Source organism: Kribbella sp. NPDC004875, assembly GCF_042873375.1.
In the GTDB taxonomy this organism is placed as follows: domain Bacteria; phylum Actinomycetota; class Actinomycetes; order Propionibacteriales; family Kribbellaceae; genus Kribbella.
Genome location: NZ_JBIALI010000007.1, coordinates 351616 through 368003, shown reverse-complemented (window position 1 = coordinate 368003; position 16388 = coordinate 351616). Strand labels below are relative to the sequence as shown.

At 69.3% G+C, this 16388-nt stretch carries 14 protein-coding genes; 7 read left to right on the top strand and 7 right to left on the bottom strand.

The annotated features are described in order from the left end of the window. Nucleotides 1–153 precede the first annotated feature (153 nt). On the bottom strand, nucleotides 154–1242 hold the full coding sequence (locus ACFYRH_RS36125) for an aminotransferase class V-fold PLP-dependent enzyme (RefSeq protein WP_387784552.1): 1089 nt from the start codon (nucleotides 1240–1242) through the stop codon (nucleotides 154–156). Between the two features lie 113 nt (nucleotides 1243–1355). Between ACFYRH_RS36125 and ACFYRH_RS36120 the strand changes: the two genes are divergently transcribed. Genes ACFYRH_RS36120 through ACFYRH_RS36105 form a run of 4 tightly spaced genes read left to right on the top strand, consistent with a single transcriptional unit; the run spans nucleotide 1356 to nucleotide 7733 of the window. Then, nucleotides 1356–4508 (top strand): penicillin acylase family protein, encoded by a 3153-nt coding sequence (locus ACFYRH_RS36120; RefSeq protein ID WP_387784550.1) that lies wholly within the window; start codon nucleotides 1356–1358, stop codon nucleotides 4506–4508. Nucleotides 4509–4535: 27 nt separating this feature from the next. Continuing rightward, nucleotides 4536–5138 carry a YbjQ family protein gene (locus ACFYRH_RS36115; RefSeq protein ID WP_387784548.1) on the top strand — a complete coding sequence of 201 codons (603 nt, stop codon included), beginning with the start codon at nucleotides 4536–4538 and terminating at the stop codon, nucleotides 5136–5138. Then, the gene (locus ACFYRH_RS36110) at nucleotides 5128–6492 is read left to right on the top strand and encodes a GH1 family beta-glucosidase (protein ID WP_387784547.1); all 1365 of its coding nucleotides are present in this window, start codon (nucleotides 5128–5130) and stop codon (nucleotides 6490–6492) included. The genes ACFYRH_RS36115 and ACFYRH_RS36110 overlap by 11 nt, the downstream gene beginning before the upstream one ends. Beyond that, nucleotides 6489–7733, top strand: a complete 1245-nt coding sequence (locus ACFYRH_RS36105) for an MFS transporter (RefSeq protein WP_387784545.1) — start codon at nucleotides 6489–6491, stop codon at nucleotides 7731–7733. The genes ACFYRH_RS36110 and ACFYRH_RS36105 overlap by 4 nt, the downstream gene beginning before the upstream one ends. Here the strand turns inward: ACFYRH_RS36105 and ACFYRH_RS36100 are convergent. Then, nucleotides 7664–8995, bottom strand: coding sequence for a winged helix-turn-helix domain-containing protein (locus tag ACFYRH_RS36100; RefSeq protein ID WP_387784543.1), 1332 nt, complete (start codon nucleotides 8993–8995; stop codon nucleotides 7664–7666). The genes ACFYRH_RS36105 and ACFYRH_RS36100 overlap by 70 nt on opposite strands. A gap of 9 nt (nucleotides 8996–9004) precedes the next feature. Next, complete coding sequence (locus ACFYRH_RS36095; RefSeq protein WP_387784541.1) at nucleotides 9005–9628, bottom strand: VC0807 family protein; 624 nt, start codon at nucleotides 9626–9628, stop codon at nucleotides 9005–9007. 108 nt (nucleotides 9629–9736) lie between these two features. On the opposite strand from ACFYRH_RS36095, the gene ACFYRH_RS36090 reads away from it, so the two are divergent. Continuing rightward, nucleotides 9737–10321, top strand: a complete 585-nt coding sequence (locus tag ACFYRH_RS36090) for a TetR/AcrR family transcriptional regulator (RefSeq protein WP_387784539.1) — start codon at nucleotides 9737–9739, stop codon at nucleotides 10319–10321. Here ACFYRH_RS36090 and ACFYRH_RS36085 read toward each other — a convergent pair. Genes ACFYRH_RS36085 through ACFYRH_RS36070 form a run of 4 tightly spaced genes read right to left on the bottom strand, consistent with a single transcriptional unit; the run spans nucleotide 10308 to nucleotide 13783 of the window. Continuing rightward, nucleotides 10308–10748 carry an EVE domain-containing protein gene (locus tag ACFYRH_RS36085; RefSeq protein ID WP_387784537.1) on the bottom strand — a complete coding sequence of 147 codons (441 nt, stop codon included), beginning with the start codon at nucleotides 10746–10748 and terminating at the stop codon, nucleotides 10308–10310. The two genes, ACFYRH_RS36090 and ACFYRH_RS36085, sit on opposite strands and share 14 nt — an antisense overlap. A gap of 10 nt (nucleotides 10749–10758) precedes the next feature. Beyond that, nucleotides 10759–12267 (bottom strand): tripartite tricarboxylate transporter permease, encoded by a 1509-nt coding sequence (locus ACFYRH_RS36080; protein ID WP_387784536.1) that lies wholly within the window; start codon nucleotides 12265–12267, stop codon nucleotides 10759–10761. Then, nucleotides 12267–12779 (bottom strand): tripartite tricarboxylate transporter TctB family protein, encoded by a 513-nt coding sequence (locus ACFYRH_RS36075; RefSeq protein WP_387784534.1) that lies wholly within the window; start codon nucleotides 12777–12779, stop codon nucleotides 12267–12269. The genes ACFYRH_RS36080 and ACFYRH_RS36075 overlap by 1 nt, the downstream gene beginning before the upstream one ends. Continuing rightward, nucleotides 12776–13783 carry a Bug family tripartite tricarboxylate transporter substrate binding protein gene (locus ACFYRH_RS36070; RefSeq protein WP_387784532.1) on the bottom strand — a complete coding sequence of 336 codons (1008 nt, stop codon included), beginning with the start codon at nucleotides 13781–13783 and terminating at the stop codon, nucleotides 12776–12778. Before ACFYRH_RS36070 ends, ACFYRH_RS36075 begins: the two co-directional genes overlap by 4 nt. 195 nt (nucleotides 13784–13978) lie before the next feature. Between ACFYRH_RS36070 and ACFYRH_RS36065 the strand changes: the two genes are divergently transcribed. Both ACFYRH_RS36065 and ACFYRH_RS36060 read left to right on the top strand, forming a co-directional pair. Further along, the gene (locus ACFYRH_RS36065; RefSeq protein ID WP_387784530.1) at nucleotides 13979–15631 is read left to right on the top strand and encodes an ATP-binding protein; all 1653 of its coding nucleotides are present in this window, start codon (nucleotides 13979–13981) and stop codon (nucleotides 15629–15631) included. Further along, nucleotides 15628–16293 (top strand): response regulator, encoded by a 666-nt coding sequence (locus ACFYRH_RS36060; RefSeq protein WP_387784529.1) that lies wholly within the window; start codon nucleotides 15628–15630, stop codon nucleotides 16291–16293. Before ACFYRH_RS36065 ends, ACFYRH_RS36060 begins: the two co-directional genes overlap by 4 nt. Nucleotides 16294–16388: the final 95 nt, after the last annotated feature.

Below are 16388 nucleotides of genomic sequence, written 5' to 3'. Positions count from 1 at the left end.
GGGGGGCGCCACGGCCCCCCCCGGCGGGGCACCGGGCGCCCCGGGCCGCCCCCCCGCCGGGCCCCCCCCCCTTTTGGGGGGGCAATACAAATAGTGGGGGGGGGGGGGGGGGCCAACCCCCCCCCCCCCCCCCACCGCTTTCTGTTCAAGGTCTCAGGTCAAGACGGCCCACAACCGCGCGAGCACGGTCGCGATCTCGTCGGCGTTGAGCGGGACCAGTTCCAGCGTCAGCTCGCCCTCGGCCGTCCGGTCGGTCATCACGTAGATCGGGGGCGTTCCCGCTTCGAGTTCGGTCGCGGCCCGCTTGGCGTCCGGGACCTTGAGCAGCACGCGCGAGACCTGCAGCCCGGTCGGATCCGGGACCGCCTCGACCGTGATGCCGGGGATCCGCGACGCGGCGGCGACGAACGCGTCTACCTTGGCGAGTTCGTCCGCCTCCCACTTCACCCGGTCGAACGCCTGCCATTCCTCGAGCGCCGCGAGCACGCCGACGATCGCTTCCTTCGTCGGCTTCATCACCCGGCCGATGCCCTTCTCCTGGGCTCGCACGGCTTGCACCAACGGCCAGCTCCCGGCCACCAGTCCGGCGGTCGGCGACCCGAGGTACTTCTGTCCGCTGACGAGCACCAGGTCCGCGCCGGTCGCCAGCAGGTCAGCGATCCGCGGGAACTGTGCTGCCGCGTCGACGATCGCCGGTACGCCGCGACGGTGCGCGGCCCGGATCGCGGCGACCAGGTTGATCGGTTCGCCACGCGTCAACCGCGACGACACGAGCATCAGGCAGGCGACGTCGGGCCCGTCGAGCTCGGCCTCCAGGTCGGCGATCGTGCAGCCGTCCGCGTCGCCGGCCAGATCCACCTGAGCACCGGCGAGCCGGATGCCTTGCAGGTTCGAGTGCCCGTAGTCGACGACCTGGCAGGCCGGCAGCACGACGCGGTTGTGCATGTCGGTGGTGTCCGGCAACGCCGCCGTACGGCGTGGGTCGCCGCCCGTCATGGTGGCCGCGACCGCGAGCGTGATCCCGGCCGCGGTGCAGTGCACGACGGCACCGGCCTGGGCGCCGGTGACCTGCGCGATGGCCTCACTTGCCCGGTCGCCGAGCTCGTCCATCACGAAGAATTCCGGTAACGCCTGTGCGACAGCCGCCGCCACCCCGTCGGAGCTTCTCGACACCCCTAGTGGGGTGTACGTCCCCTTGGCATTGATCACCACACTCAATCGGTAACGATCATGGATGCTCATGGTGTTGCTGAGCGTAGTGGTCACAGACGGCAATTGGCGAGAGTCTGACGGTGAGTTCTTGACCCGAAGCTACTGGTGAGTCATCCTCACTTTTACCGACCTGAGGAGGGACCGTGCCCCGCCCCGCACTCCGCACCCGCCTTCGTACGTCCATCGTCGCGGCCGCTGCCGTCGCCGTGCTCGCGGCGTTGCCCGCGCCGACCCAGGCCGCGCCGCGTGCTGTTGCCGCGAGCCCCGATGATTATTGCCTCGAGCAATGTCGTGACATCCTGCCGCCCGGCCAGAACGGCACCGCGACCTTCACGGATCTCCTTGCTTTCAAGGCGTTGGGGGTCCGTCCCGCGCACTTCAGCGACACGGTGAAGCCGTACCAGGATCTGGTCTGGAACTCGCAGGGCATCACCGATGCCGGCCTCGCGCCGTACTACGACGACTCGTCCTTCGGCGTGAAACCGGACGACGTCGCGAGCACGATCCACCCGCGCGGCGATGTCACCATCGTCCGGGACAAGTCGCGCGGCATCCCGCACATCACCGGCACCACGCGGCTCGGCACGATGTTCGGTGCCGGGTACGCCGGAGCTCAGGACCGGCTGTTCGTGATGGACGTGTTCCGCCACCTCGGGCGCGGGCAGCTGACGCCGTTCGCGGGCGGCGCGGCGGCGAACCGCGAGTTCGAGCAGGAGTTCTGGCGCACCGCGCCGTACACGGAGGCCGATCTGCAGCGGCAGTTCGACGACGCCGACGAGTTGTACGGCGCCGACGGCGTGAAGATGCAGCAGGACATCCAGGCCTGGGTCGACGGCGTCAATCACTACATCGACACGGTCGGCATCGCGTACCCCGGTGAGTACGTCGCGCTCGGTCTGCAGTGGCCGACGCCGCACTGGAAGGTGACCGACGTGGTGGCCACGGCAGCGGTCGTCGCGGGCATCTTCGGTACCGGTGGCGGCGCCGAGGTCACGTCCGCGCTGGCGTTGCTCGAGGCGCAGGCGAAGTACGGCGTTGCCCAGGGCACGAAGGTATGGGAGTCGTTCCGTTCGCAGAACGATCCGGAAGCCAGTACGACGGTGCACGACGGAACGAGTTTTCCGTACGGGACCACCGGCCCGAACCCGGCCGGGCGCGCGCTGCCGGACCGCGGCTCGGTTACCCCCGAACCCGAGGTGATCGACCAGACCGCGAACAAGGCCGCGGCTGCGAAACCGGCACCGAAGGGCGCGGAAAGCCTGCGCGGAATCTTCAACGGCGGATTGTTCCCGGCAGGTTTCGGAAAGAAGGGCATGTCCAACGCGCTGCTGGTTTCCGGCGCGCACACCCAGAGCGGACACCCGATCGCCGTCTACGGACCGCAGACCGGGTACTTCGCCCCGCAGCTCCTGCTCCGCCAGGAACTCCAGGGCCCCGGCGTCAGCTCCCGCGGCATCGCGTTCGCCGGACTCAACTTCTACACGCTGATCGGCCGCGGCCCCGACTACTCGTGGAGCGCCACGTCCGCGGGCCAGGACATCACCGACACGTTCGCCGTCCCACTCTGCGAGCCGAACGGCGGAACGCCGACGAAGACGTCGCAGTACTACGTTTTCCGCGGCCAGTGCGTGCCGATCGAACGACTCGAGCGGCACAACGCGTGGTACTCCAGCCTCGGCTCCTCGGAGCCGGCCGGCTCGTACACGCTGGTTGCCCTGCGCACCAAGTACGGAATCGTCACGCATCGCGGGACGGTCGGCGGAAAACCGGTGCTGTTCGCCAAGAACCGGTCGACCTACGGCAACGAGGCGGGCTCGGCGCTCGGGTTCATGCAGTTCAACGACCCGGACCGGATCCACTCGGCCGCCGACTTCCAGAAGGCTGCCGCGAACATCGGCTACACCTTCAACTGGTTCTACACCGACAAGAACTCGATCGCCTACTTCAACTCCGGTGACAACCCGGTCCGCGCCGCCGGCGCCGACCCGAACCTCCCGACCTGGAGCTCCTACGAGTGGCAGGGGTGGAACCCGGATACCAACCGCGCGACCTACACGCCCGCAGTCCAGCACCCGCAGGTCGTCAACCAGGACTACCTGACCAGCTGGAACAACAAACAGGCACCGGGGTACTCCGCCTCGGACGGTCAGTGGGGCTACAACGCGGTCTACCGCAGCCAGCCGCTCGACGACCGGATCAAGGCGGTCATCAACAGCGGTCAGAAATTCACCCGCGGCAAGCTCGTAGAGGCGATGGAGGACGCGGCCACGGTCGACCTTCGCGGTGACCAGGTCCTGCCGTACCTGCTGCGCGTCCTGAAGAGCGCGCCGATCACCGACCCGGCCGTCGCGGACGCGGTCGCCAAGCTGTCGGCGTGGCAGCAGGCCGGCGCCCACCGCAAGACGCCGAACGCGTCGTCGAAGACGTACGACAATGCCGACGCGATCCGGATCCTCGACGCCTGGTGGCCGTTGCTCGTCCCGGCAGAGTTCAAGGACCTGGGCCCCGACCTGTACGCCGCCTTGGTGGCGAACCTGAAGATCGACGAGCGGCCGAGCGCACAGGGGTCGTCGTTCCAGAGCGGCTGGTGGGGCTTCGTCCAGCGCGACCTGCGCAAGGTACTCGGCGACCCAGTGAAGGCCGACCAGCCCGTCACGTACTGCGGTGCGGGATCGCTGTCCGCCTGTCGATCGGTTCTCACCGACACCTTGCTGGCCGCAACCAAGGTGCCCGCGGCCACGACGTACCCGGCGACCGCGGACTGCGCGGCGGGCGACCAGTTCTGCGCCGACCAGATCGCACACAACCCGATGGGCGGCATCACCCAGGACCGGATCGCGTGGGTGAACCGGCCGACGTACCAGCAGGTCGTCGAGTTTCCGGCACGGCGGGGCGACGACGTCACGAACCTCGCGGCCGGGAAGACCGCGACCGCGAGCAGCTACGAGAAGGGCTGGTACAACTCGCCGCCGGCGCAGGCGGTCGACGGGAAACCGGACACCCGATGGGCCAGCGACTGGTCGGACGCGCAGTGGCTGAAGGTTGACCTCGGCAACGAGCAGACGGTTCGGCGGGTGGTGCTGCACTGGGAGTCGGCCTACGCGAAGGGGTACCGCCTGGAGGTGTCGCGGGACGGGTCGACCTGGCAGCAGGTGTACGCGACGACGGCCGGTGACGGCGGGGAGGACGTACTGCGGTTCGGGGCGGTGCCGGCGCGGTACATCCGAGTGACGGGGACGCAGCGCGCCACGTCGTACGGGTATTCACTCTACGAGCTGCAAGTCTTCAGATGGTGATACCCATCGGCCTGTCAGGATGAGGGCATGAACCAGAACTTTCCTCCGAACCAGCCGTACCCGCCGCAGCAGGGCTTCCCGCAGGGCCCGCCTCCTGGCTACCAGGGGCCGCCGCCGCAGCAGGGATACCAGCAGGGCCCGCCGCCCCAGCAGGGCTACGGGCAGCAGCCCGGGTACGGTCAGGCACCCGGCAACTACCAGCCGGCCCGGCAGAACGCGCCGCACGTCGCGCCGCAGGGTTCGCCGTACCCGGTGCTGGTGTCGACGATGAACGACCTGCCCGGGTACACCGCGGACGTGGTGTTCGGTGAGGTGTTCGGGCTGACCGTGCGGAGCCGCGACTTCGGGTCGAACTTCACCGCGGGCTTCCGGTCTCTGGGTGGTGGCGAGGTGCCGGAGTACACCCAGATGCTGGCCGAGTCGCGGCACGTCGCGGTGATGCGGATGTGCCAGATGGCGCAGCAGATGGGCGCCAACGCGATCCTCGCGATGCGGTTCGACTGCAACGAGATCGCCCAGACGATGAGCGAGGTGGCGGCCTACGGTACGGCGGTCATCGTCCGCAAGAACGAGCCGCCGCGCGTCCAGGACATCCCGAAACCCGACGAGGACGATGCGAATGACAGCTGAGCTGGATTTTCCGCCCGGATTCAGCTGGGGGGTCTCGACGTCGGCGTACCAGATCGAGGGTGCCGTGGCCGAGGACGGCCGCGGTCCCTCCACCTGGGACACGTTCTGCGCCGAGCCGGGCAAGGTGCTGGGCGGCGACACCGGCGCGGTCGCGTGTGACCACTACCACCGGTACGCCGAGGACGTCGCGCTGATGCGGGAGCTCGGCGTGGACACCTACCGGTTCTCCTTCTCGTGGCCGCGGATCCAGCCGTCCGGGACCGGACCCGGGAACGCCGCCGGCCTGGACTTCTACGACCGGCTGATCGACACGCTGCTCGGTGCCGGGATCCAGCCGGCGCCGACGCTGTACCACTGGGACACACCCCAGCCCCTCGAGGACGCCGGCGGCTGGCTGTCTCGCGACATCACCGGCCACTTCGCGGAGTACGCCGCCCTCCTCGGTGCCCGCTTCGCGGACCGGGTGCCGCTGTGGATCACGATCAACGAGCCGATGGTGCTGACGTTGATGGGCTACTCGCTCGGCGCCCACGCCCCCGGCAAGGAGCTGTTGTTCGACGCGCTGCCGGTCGCCCACCACCAGCTGCTCGCCCACGGCCGGGCGGTGCAGGCGTTGCGTGCCGCCGGCGCCCAGCAGATCGGCATCGCGTCGAACCACGCGCCGACCTGGCCGGCTAACGACAGCGCGGCGGACAGGGAAGCGGCCGCGCTGTACGACAACCTGATCAACTGGATGTTCGCCGACCCGATCCTGCTCGGCGAGTACCCGAACGGCATCGGGGACGGGATGCCCGGCCCGGTCGCCGACGACCTGGCGGTCATCTCGACGCCGCTCGACTTCTTCGGCATCAACCACTACGCGCCGGTCTCCGTCGGCGCCGCGACCGGTCAGGCCGACACCGCGGCGACGGACGGTGTACAGCTCCCGCCGGGCCTGCCGTTCGAGCCGCGCCCGCTGACCGGCTACCCGGCCACGGACTTCGGCTGGCCCGTGGTGCCGGACGCGTTCGGCGAGATCCTGCGGATCTTCCGGGACCGGTACGGCGACCGGCTGCCACCGATCTACATCACCGAGAACGGCTGCGCGATCAACGACGGGCCGGTCGACGGCGTGGTCGACGACCAGCGGCGGATCGCCTACCTGGACGGCTATCTGCGCTCGCTGCGGGCCGCGATCGCCGACGGGATCGACGTTCGTGGGTACTTCCAATGGTCGCTGCTGGACAACTTCGAGTGGGCCGCCGGGTACTCACAGCGATTCGGCCTCGTGCACGTGGACTTCGAGACGCAGGCGCGGACACCGAAGGCGTCGTACCACTGGTTGCGTGATGTGATCGCCCAGAGCCGGCGATGATTCCCGAGCCGGGGGTGGTGCCGTCCGCGTTGGCGGAGCCGACCGAGCGGGTCCGTCCCGGCTGGACGGCGGCCGTCGTGCTCGCGAACATCGGGGTGTTCGCCGCCTGGCTCGGACCGATCCAGGTGCTGCTCGCGCAGCAGTCCGAGGCGGTTGCGCCAGGCAACAAGGAGTTCGTGTTCGGGCTGGTGACGGGGGTCGGTGCCGCGGTGTCGGTGGTCGCGAATCCGGCGTTCGGCGCGATCTCCGACCGCACCATGTCCCGCTTCGGCCGTCGCGTTCCCTGGATCGTCGCCGGCGCCGTCGGTGGCGCAGCCGGGTTGTTCATCCTGTCCGGCGCGCGCCTCGTCGGGCTGATGATCCTCGGCTGGTGCCTGGTCCAGCTCTTCGGCAACGCGCTGCTCGCCGCGGCGACCGCGGTCGTCCCCGACCGGGTCCCCGTCGCCCAACGTGGAGTCGTCGGCGGCTGGGTGGCGATCTCGCAGGTCCTCGGTGCCCTGGTCGGGACCGCCCTCGCCGCGAGCTTCGGCAACTACACCCTCGGGTACGTCGCCTGCGCGGCGTTCCTGCTGCTCTCCGTCGTCCCGTACCTGCTCCGCAGCCGCGACACCCGGTTGGTGGAGCGTCCGCCGTTCGTCCTGACCGAGTTCCTCAAAGGTTTCTGGATCAGCCCTCGCAGGTACCCCGACTTCGGCTGGGCGTGGCTGACCAGGTTCCTGTTCAACGTCGGGAACGCGCTCGGCACCCTGTACCTCTTCTACTACCTGCAGGATCAGGTCGGAGTCGCCGACGCCGACACCGGCGTACTGATCCTGACCGCGATCTACAGCGTCTGCGTGCTTGTCACCGCGATCTCGTTCGGCCGGTGGTCCGACCGGTCCGCGCGCCGCAAGGTGTTCGTCACCGCGTCCGGTTGGGTGATGGCGGCGGCCGGCGTGATCCTCGCGGCCTGGCCGACCTGGCCCGGCGCGATCCTCGGAGCGATCGTGCTCGGGTCCGGGTTCGGCGTCTACCTCTCGGTGGACTTCGCGCTGCTCACGGAGGTGCTGCCGAACGCGCGCGACCGGGCGAAGGACCTCGGCGTCATCAACATCGCCAACTCGCTGCCGCAGGTGCTGGCGCCGGTCATCGCCGCGCCGATCGTCAAGCACCTCGGTGGCTATCCGGTGCTCTACCTCTTGGCGTCCGCGGTCACGGTCCTGGCCGGCGTACTCGTGACGCGGATCCGATCGGTCAGCTGAGCGGCGAGCCGGCCGCCCGCGGGGATCGCGATGTGGTCGAGGTTCAGCCAGTCGGCCATCAGATGTAGCTCGGCCGCGAGCGGTTCGACGAAGTCCGGCGTACCCGGCTCGGCGGTGAGTGTGGGGACGACGAGCGTCGAGGTCCGGCGGTCGGCCTTGAGATCGACACGGGCCACAAGTTGGTCGCCGAGCAGGAACGGCAGCACGTAATACCCGTGGACGCGTTGTGGTGCGGGCGTGTAGATGCTGATCCGGTAGAAGAAGCCGAAGAGGTGGTGGGTGCGGTCGCGGTTCCAGATGAGTGGGTCGAACGGTGAGAGCAGGGCCTGCGCGTCGATCGGAGTGTCCTTGGCTTCGTGCCAGCGGTAGGCCTGCTGCTTCACGCCTTCGACGCGGATCGGGATCAGCTCGCCTGCCTCGACCAGTTCGCCGATCACCTCGCGACCTGTGGCTGCGGGCAACGGAAAGTGCGCTTGGCCGCTGCCGCCGCAGAGCTCCTTGAGGGTCGCGACGCCCAGGCCGCGGGCGGCGATCCGGACCAGCTCGCGCCGTGCCTCGTCGGCGCTCGGCTCCGGAGCATTCAGTACGTCGGCCGGCAGCACGCGCTCGGTGAGGTCGTAGACCCGCTCGAAGTGCCGGCGTCCCGCGATCGTCACGCGGCCGGCGCAGAACAGGTACTCGATCGCGATCTTCGCGTCCTGCCAGTTCCACATCGTGCCGGTGCTCGGGTCCGGGTCGGGATCGGTGCGCTTGCGCCGTACGCCGTCCGGGCTCGCCTCGCCCGCGGTCAACGGGCCCTTCTCGGTGATCATCTCGAGCACCTGGCCGACGTACCCCGGTCGCTCGGCGGTGAGCCGTCGCATGCCCGCGACGACCGACCACGGCGCGGTCACGTCCGGACTCAGCTCGTCGTCCCACACCTGCCGCTCCGCCGCCCGCATCCGCCAGCGCATCAAGGGATAGGCGGTCAGCGGGAGCAGCGCCGCCTTGTGGGCCCAGAAGTACTCGAACAGCTCGCGGTCGGCACCCCAGGCCAGCTTGTCGAGCGTCGCCCGCGGATAGTTGCCCACCCGCGCGAACACGGGCAGGTAGTGCGACCGGCACAACACGTTGACCGAATCCAGTTGCAGCACACCCGCCTGACGGATCGCCTTCCGCATCCGCCGCAGGTCCGCACGCCCACGCGCCTGCGCGAACCCCTGCGCGGCGAGCGCGATCCGCCGAGCCTCCGCCACCGAGACGTCGTCACCAACGGCAACCATGCCCCGAACCTATAGCCGGCCCCGGTCACCCGCAGCCGGAACTCGAGTCGGCGTGGCTGCTCCTCGGCGCTTGCGGAACCACAGGGCGCCGGCGGCGAGGAGGGCGAGGGCCGTGAGGTGCAGGACCGGGTTGAGATTGGCCATGGTGTCGAGGGGGAGTGTGTAGATCAGGATCAGGCGGACGATCGCGTCCAGGAGCAGGACGGCGCCGAACAGCCAGGACAGCGAGCTGAAGTGCCGGCGGAACGACGGATCGGTGCGCCACCGGTCGTCCCAGTCGGGGGCCTTGGTGGCCTTGCGGGCGAGCGTGTACACGAGTGGGTGGCGGGCGAGGCAGGAGCCCACGAGGAGCAGGCCGGCCGCCCCGGACAGCACCGATTCCTTGGCCAGCAGGATGCGGGGATCGTCGGTGAGCAGCGAGATCAGCAGCAGTACGCCGAAGGTGCCGCCGACGATCGCGGCGACGGCATCGAGGCGGCGATGGACGACCGCGACGAAGCCGAGCCGGAGCAGCGCGGCGACGGCGGCTGCGACGAGCGACGTCTGTACGTCGTACCCGAGGCCGTGCGCACTGTAGTAGACAGCGGCCGGCAGCCCGAGGTCCCACAGCAGGCCGATCAGGAGTTTACGCATGGTCCGAACCCTTCTCTTAAGATACTGCTGGTAGCTTAAGAAGGGTTCTTGAAGAGAAGTTAGGCCGATTGTCATGGGATACTCTGGGTATCTCTCAGAGGAGGAGCCGTGACCCAGGGGACGCGTCGGCGGGGCGCCGCGCTCGAGGAGGCGATCCTGCGGGCGGCGGTCGACGAGCTGCTGGCGGTCGGGTACCGCGACCTCACCATGGACGGTGTCGCGACCCGGGCCGGGACCGCGAAGAACGTGATCTACCGCCGCTGGCCGAGTCGGGCCGCGCTGTGCATCGCGGCGTACCGCCGGATGCTCCCGAGCAGCCCGGACCAGACGCCCGACACCGGATCGCTGCGCAGGGACGCGCTCGCGCTGCTCACCCGCGCCAATGACCGGATGTCGTCGCCGATGGGAACGATCCTTCGGCAGTTGCTCGCCGACATCCGCTCCGATCCCGAGCGGCTGCGGGAACTGCGTGACCAGGTCGCCCGCGCGGGCGTCGCGCACTGGCTGACCGTGCTGGCCCGCGCCGCGAGCCGTGGCGAGGTCGGCGAGGCGGCACTGACGCCCCGCGTGGCCACGGTCGCGGTCGACCTGCTGCGCAACGAGTACGCGCTGAACGGGGCGACCCCGGTGACTGCCGACGTACTCGTCGAGATCGTCGACCAGGTGTTCCTGCCGCTGACTACACGGCCTTAGCCACCATCTGCTCGCGTAGTGCGTCGAAGTCGCCGGGGGTGAGCTGGACCAGGCCTCGGCGGAGCTGATAGCCCCATTTCGAACCGCGGGTCAGTTCGAGGTCGAGGTCGCCGACGGGCATCCGGCGGACCGGGAAGAACTCGATCCGCCGGCGCCACGGTTGCACCACGCCGTGGCTGCCCATGTCCATCGGTTCGGCCCGGTACGGCGTCTCGTCGGCGACGATCCCGAGGGCGGTGAAGGCGCGCAGCGGGCGCTTCTCGCCGTACCGCTCGGTCGGCGAGTAGATCGCGAAACCGTCGCCTTTCCGCAGCCGCGCGACGCCGTACCGCTTGCCGTGGTTGAGCTGGATGAAACCGCCGTCGACGGCCCGCCGGGTGTGATCCGCGGAGATCACACCCAGCCAGGCCCTGTGCTGATCGTTCATGCCACCAGTGTCAGGCGGAAACTACGACATCTTTCGTCATGATTTTCCGCCGCAGTTTCGCGATCAGCGGCCAGGCGATCATCAGCAGGATCACCGCGTAGATCAGGTACGCGACCGGGCCGCCGATCAGACCGGAAACATCGCCGTTGGACAGCTGCAGGGCCATCCGCGCCTGCCGTTCCGCGATCGGGCCGAGGATCACGCCGATGATCAGCGGCAGCACCGGCAATCCGAAACGGCGCATCGCGAAGCCGAGCAGACCGAGCAGCAACAGCAGCAGAAGGTCGAGCGGTTGCGCGTTCACGGCGTACGCGCCCATCGAGGCGAAGAAGATGATGCCGGCGTACAGGTACGGGCGGGGGATCTGCAGGAGCTTCGCCCACGCCGGCGCCAGCGGCAGGTTGAGCAGCAGCAGGAACAGGTTTCCGATGAACAGGCTGGCGATCAGCGCCCACACCAGCTTCGGCTCGCGCTGGAACAGCAACGGTCCGGGCTGGATGCCGTACGACGTGAACGCGGCGAGCATCACCGCCGCGGTCGCGTTGGTCGGCAGGCCGAGCGCGAGCATCGGCACCAGCGTTCCGGCAGCCGACGCGTTGTTCGCGGCCTCCGGTCCGGCGACGCCCTCGATCGCGCCGTGGCCGAACTCCTCCGGGTGCTTGGAGAGCTTCTTCTCGGTCGCGTACGAGAGGAACGTCGGGATTTCCGCGCCACCGGCCGGCAGCGCGCCGATCGGGAAACCGTAGGCCGTCCCGCGCAACCACGGCTTCCACGAACGGCGCCAGTCCGACTTGCCCATCCACGGCCGCCCGACCGGAATCACCGTGCCCGGGTTCCGCCGGAGGTGGGCCGCGACCCAGAGCGCCTCACCGACCGCGAAGATGCCGACGGCAACCACCACGACGTCGATCCCGTCGGCGAGCTGCGGGATCCCGAGCGTCAGCCGCTGCTGACCGGTCACCCTGTCGATCCCGACGAGCCCGATCACCAGTCCGAGCAGCAGCGCCGCGAACCCGCGGATCCGCGACGACCCGAGCACCGAGGTCGCTCCGGCGAACGCCAGCAGCATGATCGCCAGGTAGTCCGGCGCGCCCAGGCTGATGGCGAACTTCACCACCTGCGGAGCCACCAGCACCAGCAGCACGGTCCCGATGGTGCCGGCCACGAACGACCCGATCGCGGCCGTCGCCAGCGCCTGCGCGGCGCGTCCGGCCCGCGCCATCTTGTTGCCCTCGATCGCCGTCACCACCGATGACGACTCGCCGGGGGTGTTCAACAGGATCGATGTGGTGGAGCCGCCGTACATGCCGCCGTAGAAGATGCCGGCGAACATGATGAACGCCTGCACCGGCTCCAGCCCGTAGGTGATCGGGAGCAGCAGCGCGACGGTCATCGCCGGGCCGATCCCGGGCAGGACGCCGACCGCCGTACCGACCGTGACGCCGAGCAGGGCGAGCAGCAGGTTGACCGGCGTCAGTACGTCACCGAACCCGTTCAGCAGGTTCATCAGGTTGTCCATCAGAGAATCCCTTGCAGTACGCCGGCGGGCAGGCCGACCCCGAGTCCGATCGCGAACCCGTAGAACGTGATCAGTGCCAGCGCGACCGCGACGACCAGATTGCGGAAGTGGTGCCGGCTGCCGAGAGCGAAGGCCGAACCCCAGAACAGCAGGGTCCCGCTGATCACCCAGCCGAGCGGCTCGATCAGCACCAGGTTCACCACGAACGCGCCGATCAGCAGCAGGACGGTGCGCCAGTCGACGGCGGAGGTGACATCGACGTCCTCGCCTTCCTCGGCCGCACCGGTCCCGCCGCGCGCGACGTCGACGGCGTACAGCACGGCGACCACCAGGAGCAGTACGCCGAGCACGATCGGGACCGGCTTCGGGCCGATCGGATCGTTGCTGTTGGCAATGTGCTGGAGCCGGGCGGCGTCGACGATCACCAGGACGCCGACCACCGCCAGGAACCCACACACTCCGTACTGCGCCTTGTCCCGCCGAGCCTCGGTCTGAGTCTCGGCGGTACTCACGCGGCGAGCCCCAGTTTCGTCAGGATGTCCGCGACCGCCTTGTCCTGGTCGGTCAGGAACTTGCCGAACTCGTCACCGGTGACGAACGCGTCGGTCCAGCCGTGCTTCTGCATCTCGGCCTTCCACTGCGCCGAGTCGTGCATCTTGGTGAGCGCGTCGATCCAGACCTTCTTGTCCGCGTCGCTGATCCCCGGCGGGGCGACGATCCCGCGCCAGTTGGTGAACACCAGATCGATGCCGGAGTCCTTCAGCGTCGGCACGTCCTTCAGCGCCTCGATCGGCTTCTCGCTGGTCACCGCGAGGACCCGGACCTGGCCGCTCTCGACCTGGTCGAGGAACTCACCGAACCCACTGGCCCCGAAGGCGATCTTGCTTCCCAGCAGTGCGGGCAGCAGTTCACCGCCGCCGTCGTACGAGACGAAGTTGACGTCCTTCGGGTTGATGCCGACGGCCTGCGCGAGCTGCATCGGCAGCAGGTGGTCCGGCCCGCCCGGCGACGAGCCGCCGCCGACCGCCATCCCCTTCGGGTTCGCCTTCCACGCGGTGACCAGGTCCTGGATCGTCTTGTACGGCGAGTTCTTCGGGACGACGATCGCGCCGGCCTCCTCGATCAGCTTCGCCAGCGGGGTGGTCTGGGTGAGCGTCGCCTTCGACTTCGAGGTGTACGTCGCGCCGACCACGCCGAGGCCCATCTGCATCGCGAGCTTGCCGTTGCCCTTCTCGTTCACGGTCCGCTGCAGGCCGACCGTGCCGCCGGCACCGGGCAGGTTGAACACCTGGATGCCGGTGGCGATCTTGGCGTCCTCCATCACCTTCGCGGCGGTCCGGGCGGTGGTGTCGTACCCTCCACCCGCGGTGTTCGGCACCATCAGCCGCAGCCCGGTGGCCGGCTTCCCGTCCGCGCTGTCGCCGGCGTCCTTCTTGTCCGCAGTCGCGCCACACGCGGTGAAACTGAGTAGGGCGAGCAGCGCCGTGGCTGCGGTCAGCACTGGCCTGGACCTCATTGGCGGAGTCCTTTTCTCGAGGGGATCAGGTGGCGACGATCGTGGACCTCCAGCGGTGCCGGCGTCTGCGTTGTGGCCGCAGCGGTGGTTGAGTTCATTGTGGTCACGGGCCGAACCTGGGTGAAGTGTGGCACTCGGGCGCTCGAGCGGTGATCATGCGGTGCGGACGGACAGGCGGACGGACAGGAGGTGACGATGGCGATCAGACTGCGGGGACGGCCCACCCTGGCGGGGCAGTTACTGGTGCTCCAGCTGGCGATCGTCGTGATCGTCCTGGTCGCCGTGGCCGCCGTGTCATTGGCCCAGTCCGCTGCCACGTTCAACCGGGTGGAAGGACGGCGCGTGACGCTGCTGGCCGAGCAGTTGTCGTCCAGTCCCGCGCTCCGGTTCGGTATCCGGAATCCGGCGCCCGCGGAGATGCTCGCGCCCGCGCTGCAGACGAGCCTCGCCCAGTCGGGAGTCAGTTCCATCACGGTGGCCAACGCCGGCGGAAAGGTGATCGCGGCAACGAATCCGACCCTGATCGGCACCCAACTCACACTGGGTGTTCCCGAGGTCGCGGACGGTCGCGGCTGGTCCGGTGAGCTGACGGGTGACGGCGGAAAGGAACTCGTCGCGCAGGTACCGGTGCTGAGCGAGGGCCGCGACGGCAGCGGCATATCGGACGGGACCCTCGGCGACCACATCGGGACCGTGATGGTCGGTGAGCGGGCGCCGTCGGCGGTGCAGCGGCTGCGCGGCGCATCGTCGTACCTGGCGATCTATCTCGGGATCGCCTGTGTGCTCGGGCTGCTCGGGTCGTGGCTGCTGGCGCGGCGGATCAAGCGGCAGACGCTCGGGCTCGAGCCGCGGGAGATCGCCGGACTGGCCGAGCACCGCGAAGCCATGCTGTACGGGCTCGCCGAGGGAGTCGTTGCCTTGGACCCGCATCTGCGGGTGACGCTGGTGAACGACGTCGGCCGCCGGCTGCTCGATCTGCCGTCGAACGCGGTCGGGAAGTCGCTGCGTGAGCTCGGGATCGAAGGCCGGCTCCGCGAGGTACTCGCGGGCGAGGACGAGGCGCGCGACGCGGTCGTCGTACGGCGGGGGCGCGTACTCGTGATGAACCGGATGAGTGTGCTGAAGGACGGGCGGTCACTCGGGTCCGTCACCACGCTGCGTGACCGGACCGAGCTCGCGCAACTGGAGCGGGAGCTCGGATCGTTCCGTTCGTCCGCGGAGCTGTTGCGGGCGCAGACCCACGAGTTCGCGAACCAGTTGCACACGATCTCCGGGCTGATCCAGATCGGGGAGTACGACGAGGTCGTCACCTACGTCGGCGCGCTGAACCGCTATCGTGAGTCGCTCGACCTGACCGTGACCCGGCGGGTCCACGACACCACGGTCGCCGCCCTGCTGATGGCGAAGTCGTCGCTCGCGGCCGAACGCCGCGTCGAGCTCCGGGTGTCCGAACGAACCACGTTGTTGCGCCTCGATCCGGAGCTGTCCGCCGACATCGCGACCGTACTCGGCAACCTCGTCGACAACGCGATCGACGCCGCCGCCCAGTCCGGTACGCCGCTGTCGCCCGCGTGGGTCGAGGTCGAGCTGCGACAGGACGCGACGAGTGTGGAGATCGTCGTCCGCGACTCCGGTCCCGGGGTGGCGCCGGAATTGGCGCAGGAGGTGTTCGCGCACGGGTTCACCACCAAGGCCGCGGCCGAGGGCGAACGCGGGATCGGGCTCGCGATGACCCGGCTGATCTGCCGGCGTCGCGGCGGCGAGGTCGCGGTCACCAACCTCACCGACGGTGGCGCCGCCTTCATCGCCCGGATGTCCGCCCAGCCAACCCCCGAAGGAGCCCGATGATCACCGTGCTGGTCGTTGACGACGACTTCATGGTGGCTCGCATCCACCGGGGTTTCGTCGACCGCGTGGACGGCTTCGAGGTCGTCGGTACGGCGAACTCGGGCGACCAGGCCGTGACGGCACTGACCGAACTCCGGCCCGATCTGGTGCTGCTCGATCTCTACCTCCCGGACGTCTTCGGGCTCGACCTGATCGCACGCCTGCGAGCCGCGCAGCCGGACGTCGACATCCTCGTCATCACGGCCGCGCGGGAGGCGGACGCAGTACGTGGGGCTGTTCGGCAGGGGGTGGTGAATTACCTGCTGAAGCCGTTCGGGTTCGACGATCTGCGGTCGCGTCTGCAGGAGTACGCGCGGCGGCGGGCCAGCGTGCCGGACCAGGTCACGTCCCAGGCCGACGTCGATCGGGTGCTGGCGCCCGCGCGGCCGCTCGTCAACCGCCTCCCGAAGGGCCTGAGCCAAGAAACCGCCGACCTGGTCACCGCGGCCCTCCGCAACGCCCCCGAGAACCTGTCAGCCGCCGAATGCGCCGAAGTCGTCGGCATCTCCCGCGTCAGCGCCCGCCGCTACCTCGAGTTCCTGGCCACCCGAGGCCAAGCCGAAGTAACCCTCCGCTACGGCACCACAGGCCGCCCCGAACGCCGCTACACCTGGCGCCTCTGAGCCCACCCGCCGTTTGAGGGGCCGGCCCCTGAAGGTGTGGGGTGTGTCCCCGAAATGCCGGGGGCCCACCCGCCGTTTGAGGGGCCGGCCCCTCA

What these genes read in the sequence shown, in the direction of transcription:
- ACFYRH_RS36125 (WP_387784552.1), bottom strand. Translation starts at nt 1,242, where the DNA reads ATGAGCATCCATGATCGTTACCGATTGAGTGTGGTGATCAATGCCAAG.
- ACFYRH_RS36115 (WP_387784548.1), top strand. Translation starts at nt 4,536, where the DNA reads ATGAACCAGAACTTTCCTCCGAACCAGCCGTACCCGCCGCAGCAGGGC.
- ACFYRH_RS36110 (WP_387784547.1), top strand. Translation starts at nt 5,128, where the DNA reads ATGACAGCTGAGCTGGATTTTCCGCCCGGATTCAGCTGGGGGGTCTCG.
- ACFYRH_RS36105 (WP_387784545.1), top strand. Translation starts at nt 6,489, where the DNA reads ATGATTCCCGAGCCGGGGGTGGTGCCGTCCGCGTTGGCGGAGCCGACC.
- ACFYRH_RS36100 (WP_387784543.1), bottom strand. Translation starts at nt 8,995, where the DNA reads ATGGTTGCCGTTGGTGACGACGTCTCGGTGGCGGAGGCTCGGCGGATC.
- ACFYRH_RS36095 (WP_387784541.1), bottom strand. Translation starts at nt 9,628, where the DNA reads ATGCGTAAACTCCTGATCGGCCTGCTGTGGGACCTCGGGCTGCCGGCC.
- ACFYRH_RS36085 (WP_387784537.1), bottom strand. Translation starts at nt 10,748, where the DNA reads ATGAACGATCAGCACAGGGCCTGGCTGGGTGTGATCTCCGCGGATCAC.
- ACFYRH_RS36080 (WP_387784536.1), bottom strand. Translation starts at nt 12,267, where the DNA reads ATGGACAACCTGATGAACCTGCTGAACGGGTTCGGTGACGTACTGACG.
- ACFYRH_RS36070 (WP_387784532.1), bottom strand. Translation starts at nt 13,783, where the DNA reads ATGAGGTCCAGGCCAGTGCTGACCGCAGCCACGGCGCTGCTCGCCCTA.
- ACFYRH_RS36065 (WP_387784530.1), top strand. Translation starts at nt 13,979, where the DNA reads ATGGCGATCAGACTGCGGGGACGGCCCACCCTGGCGGGGCAGTTACTG.
- ACFYRH_RS36060 (WP_387784529.1), top strand. Translation starts at nt 15,628, where the DNA reads ATGATCACCGTGCTGGTCGTTGACGACGACTTCATGGTGGCTCGCATC.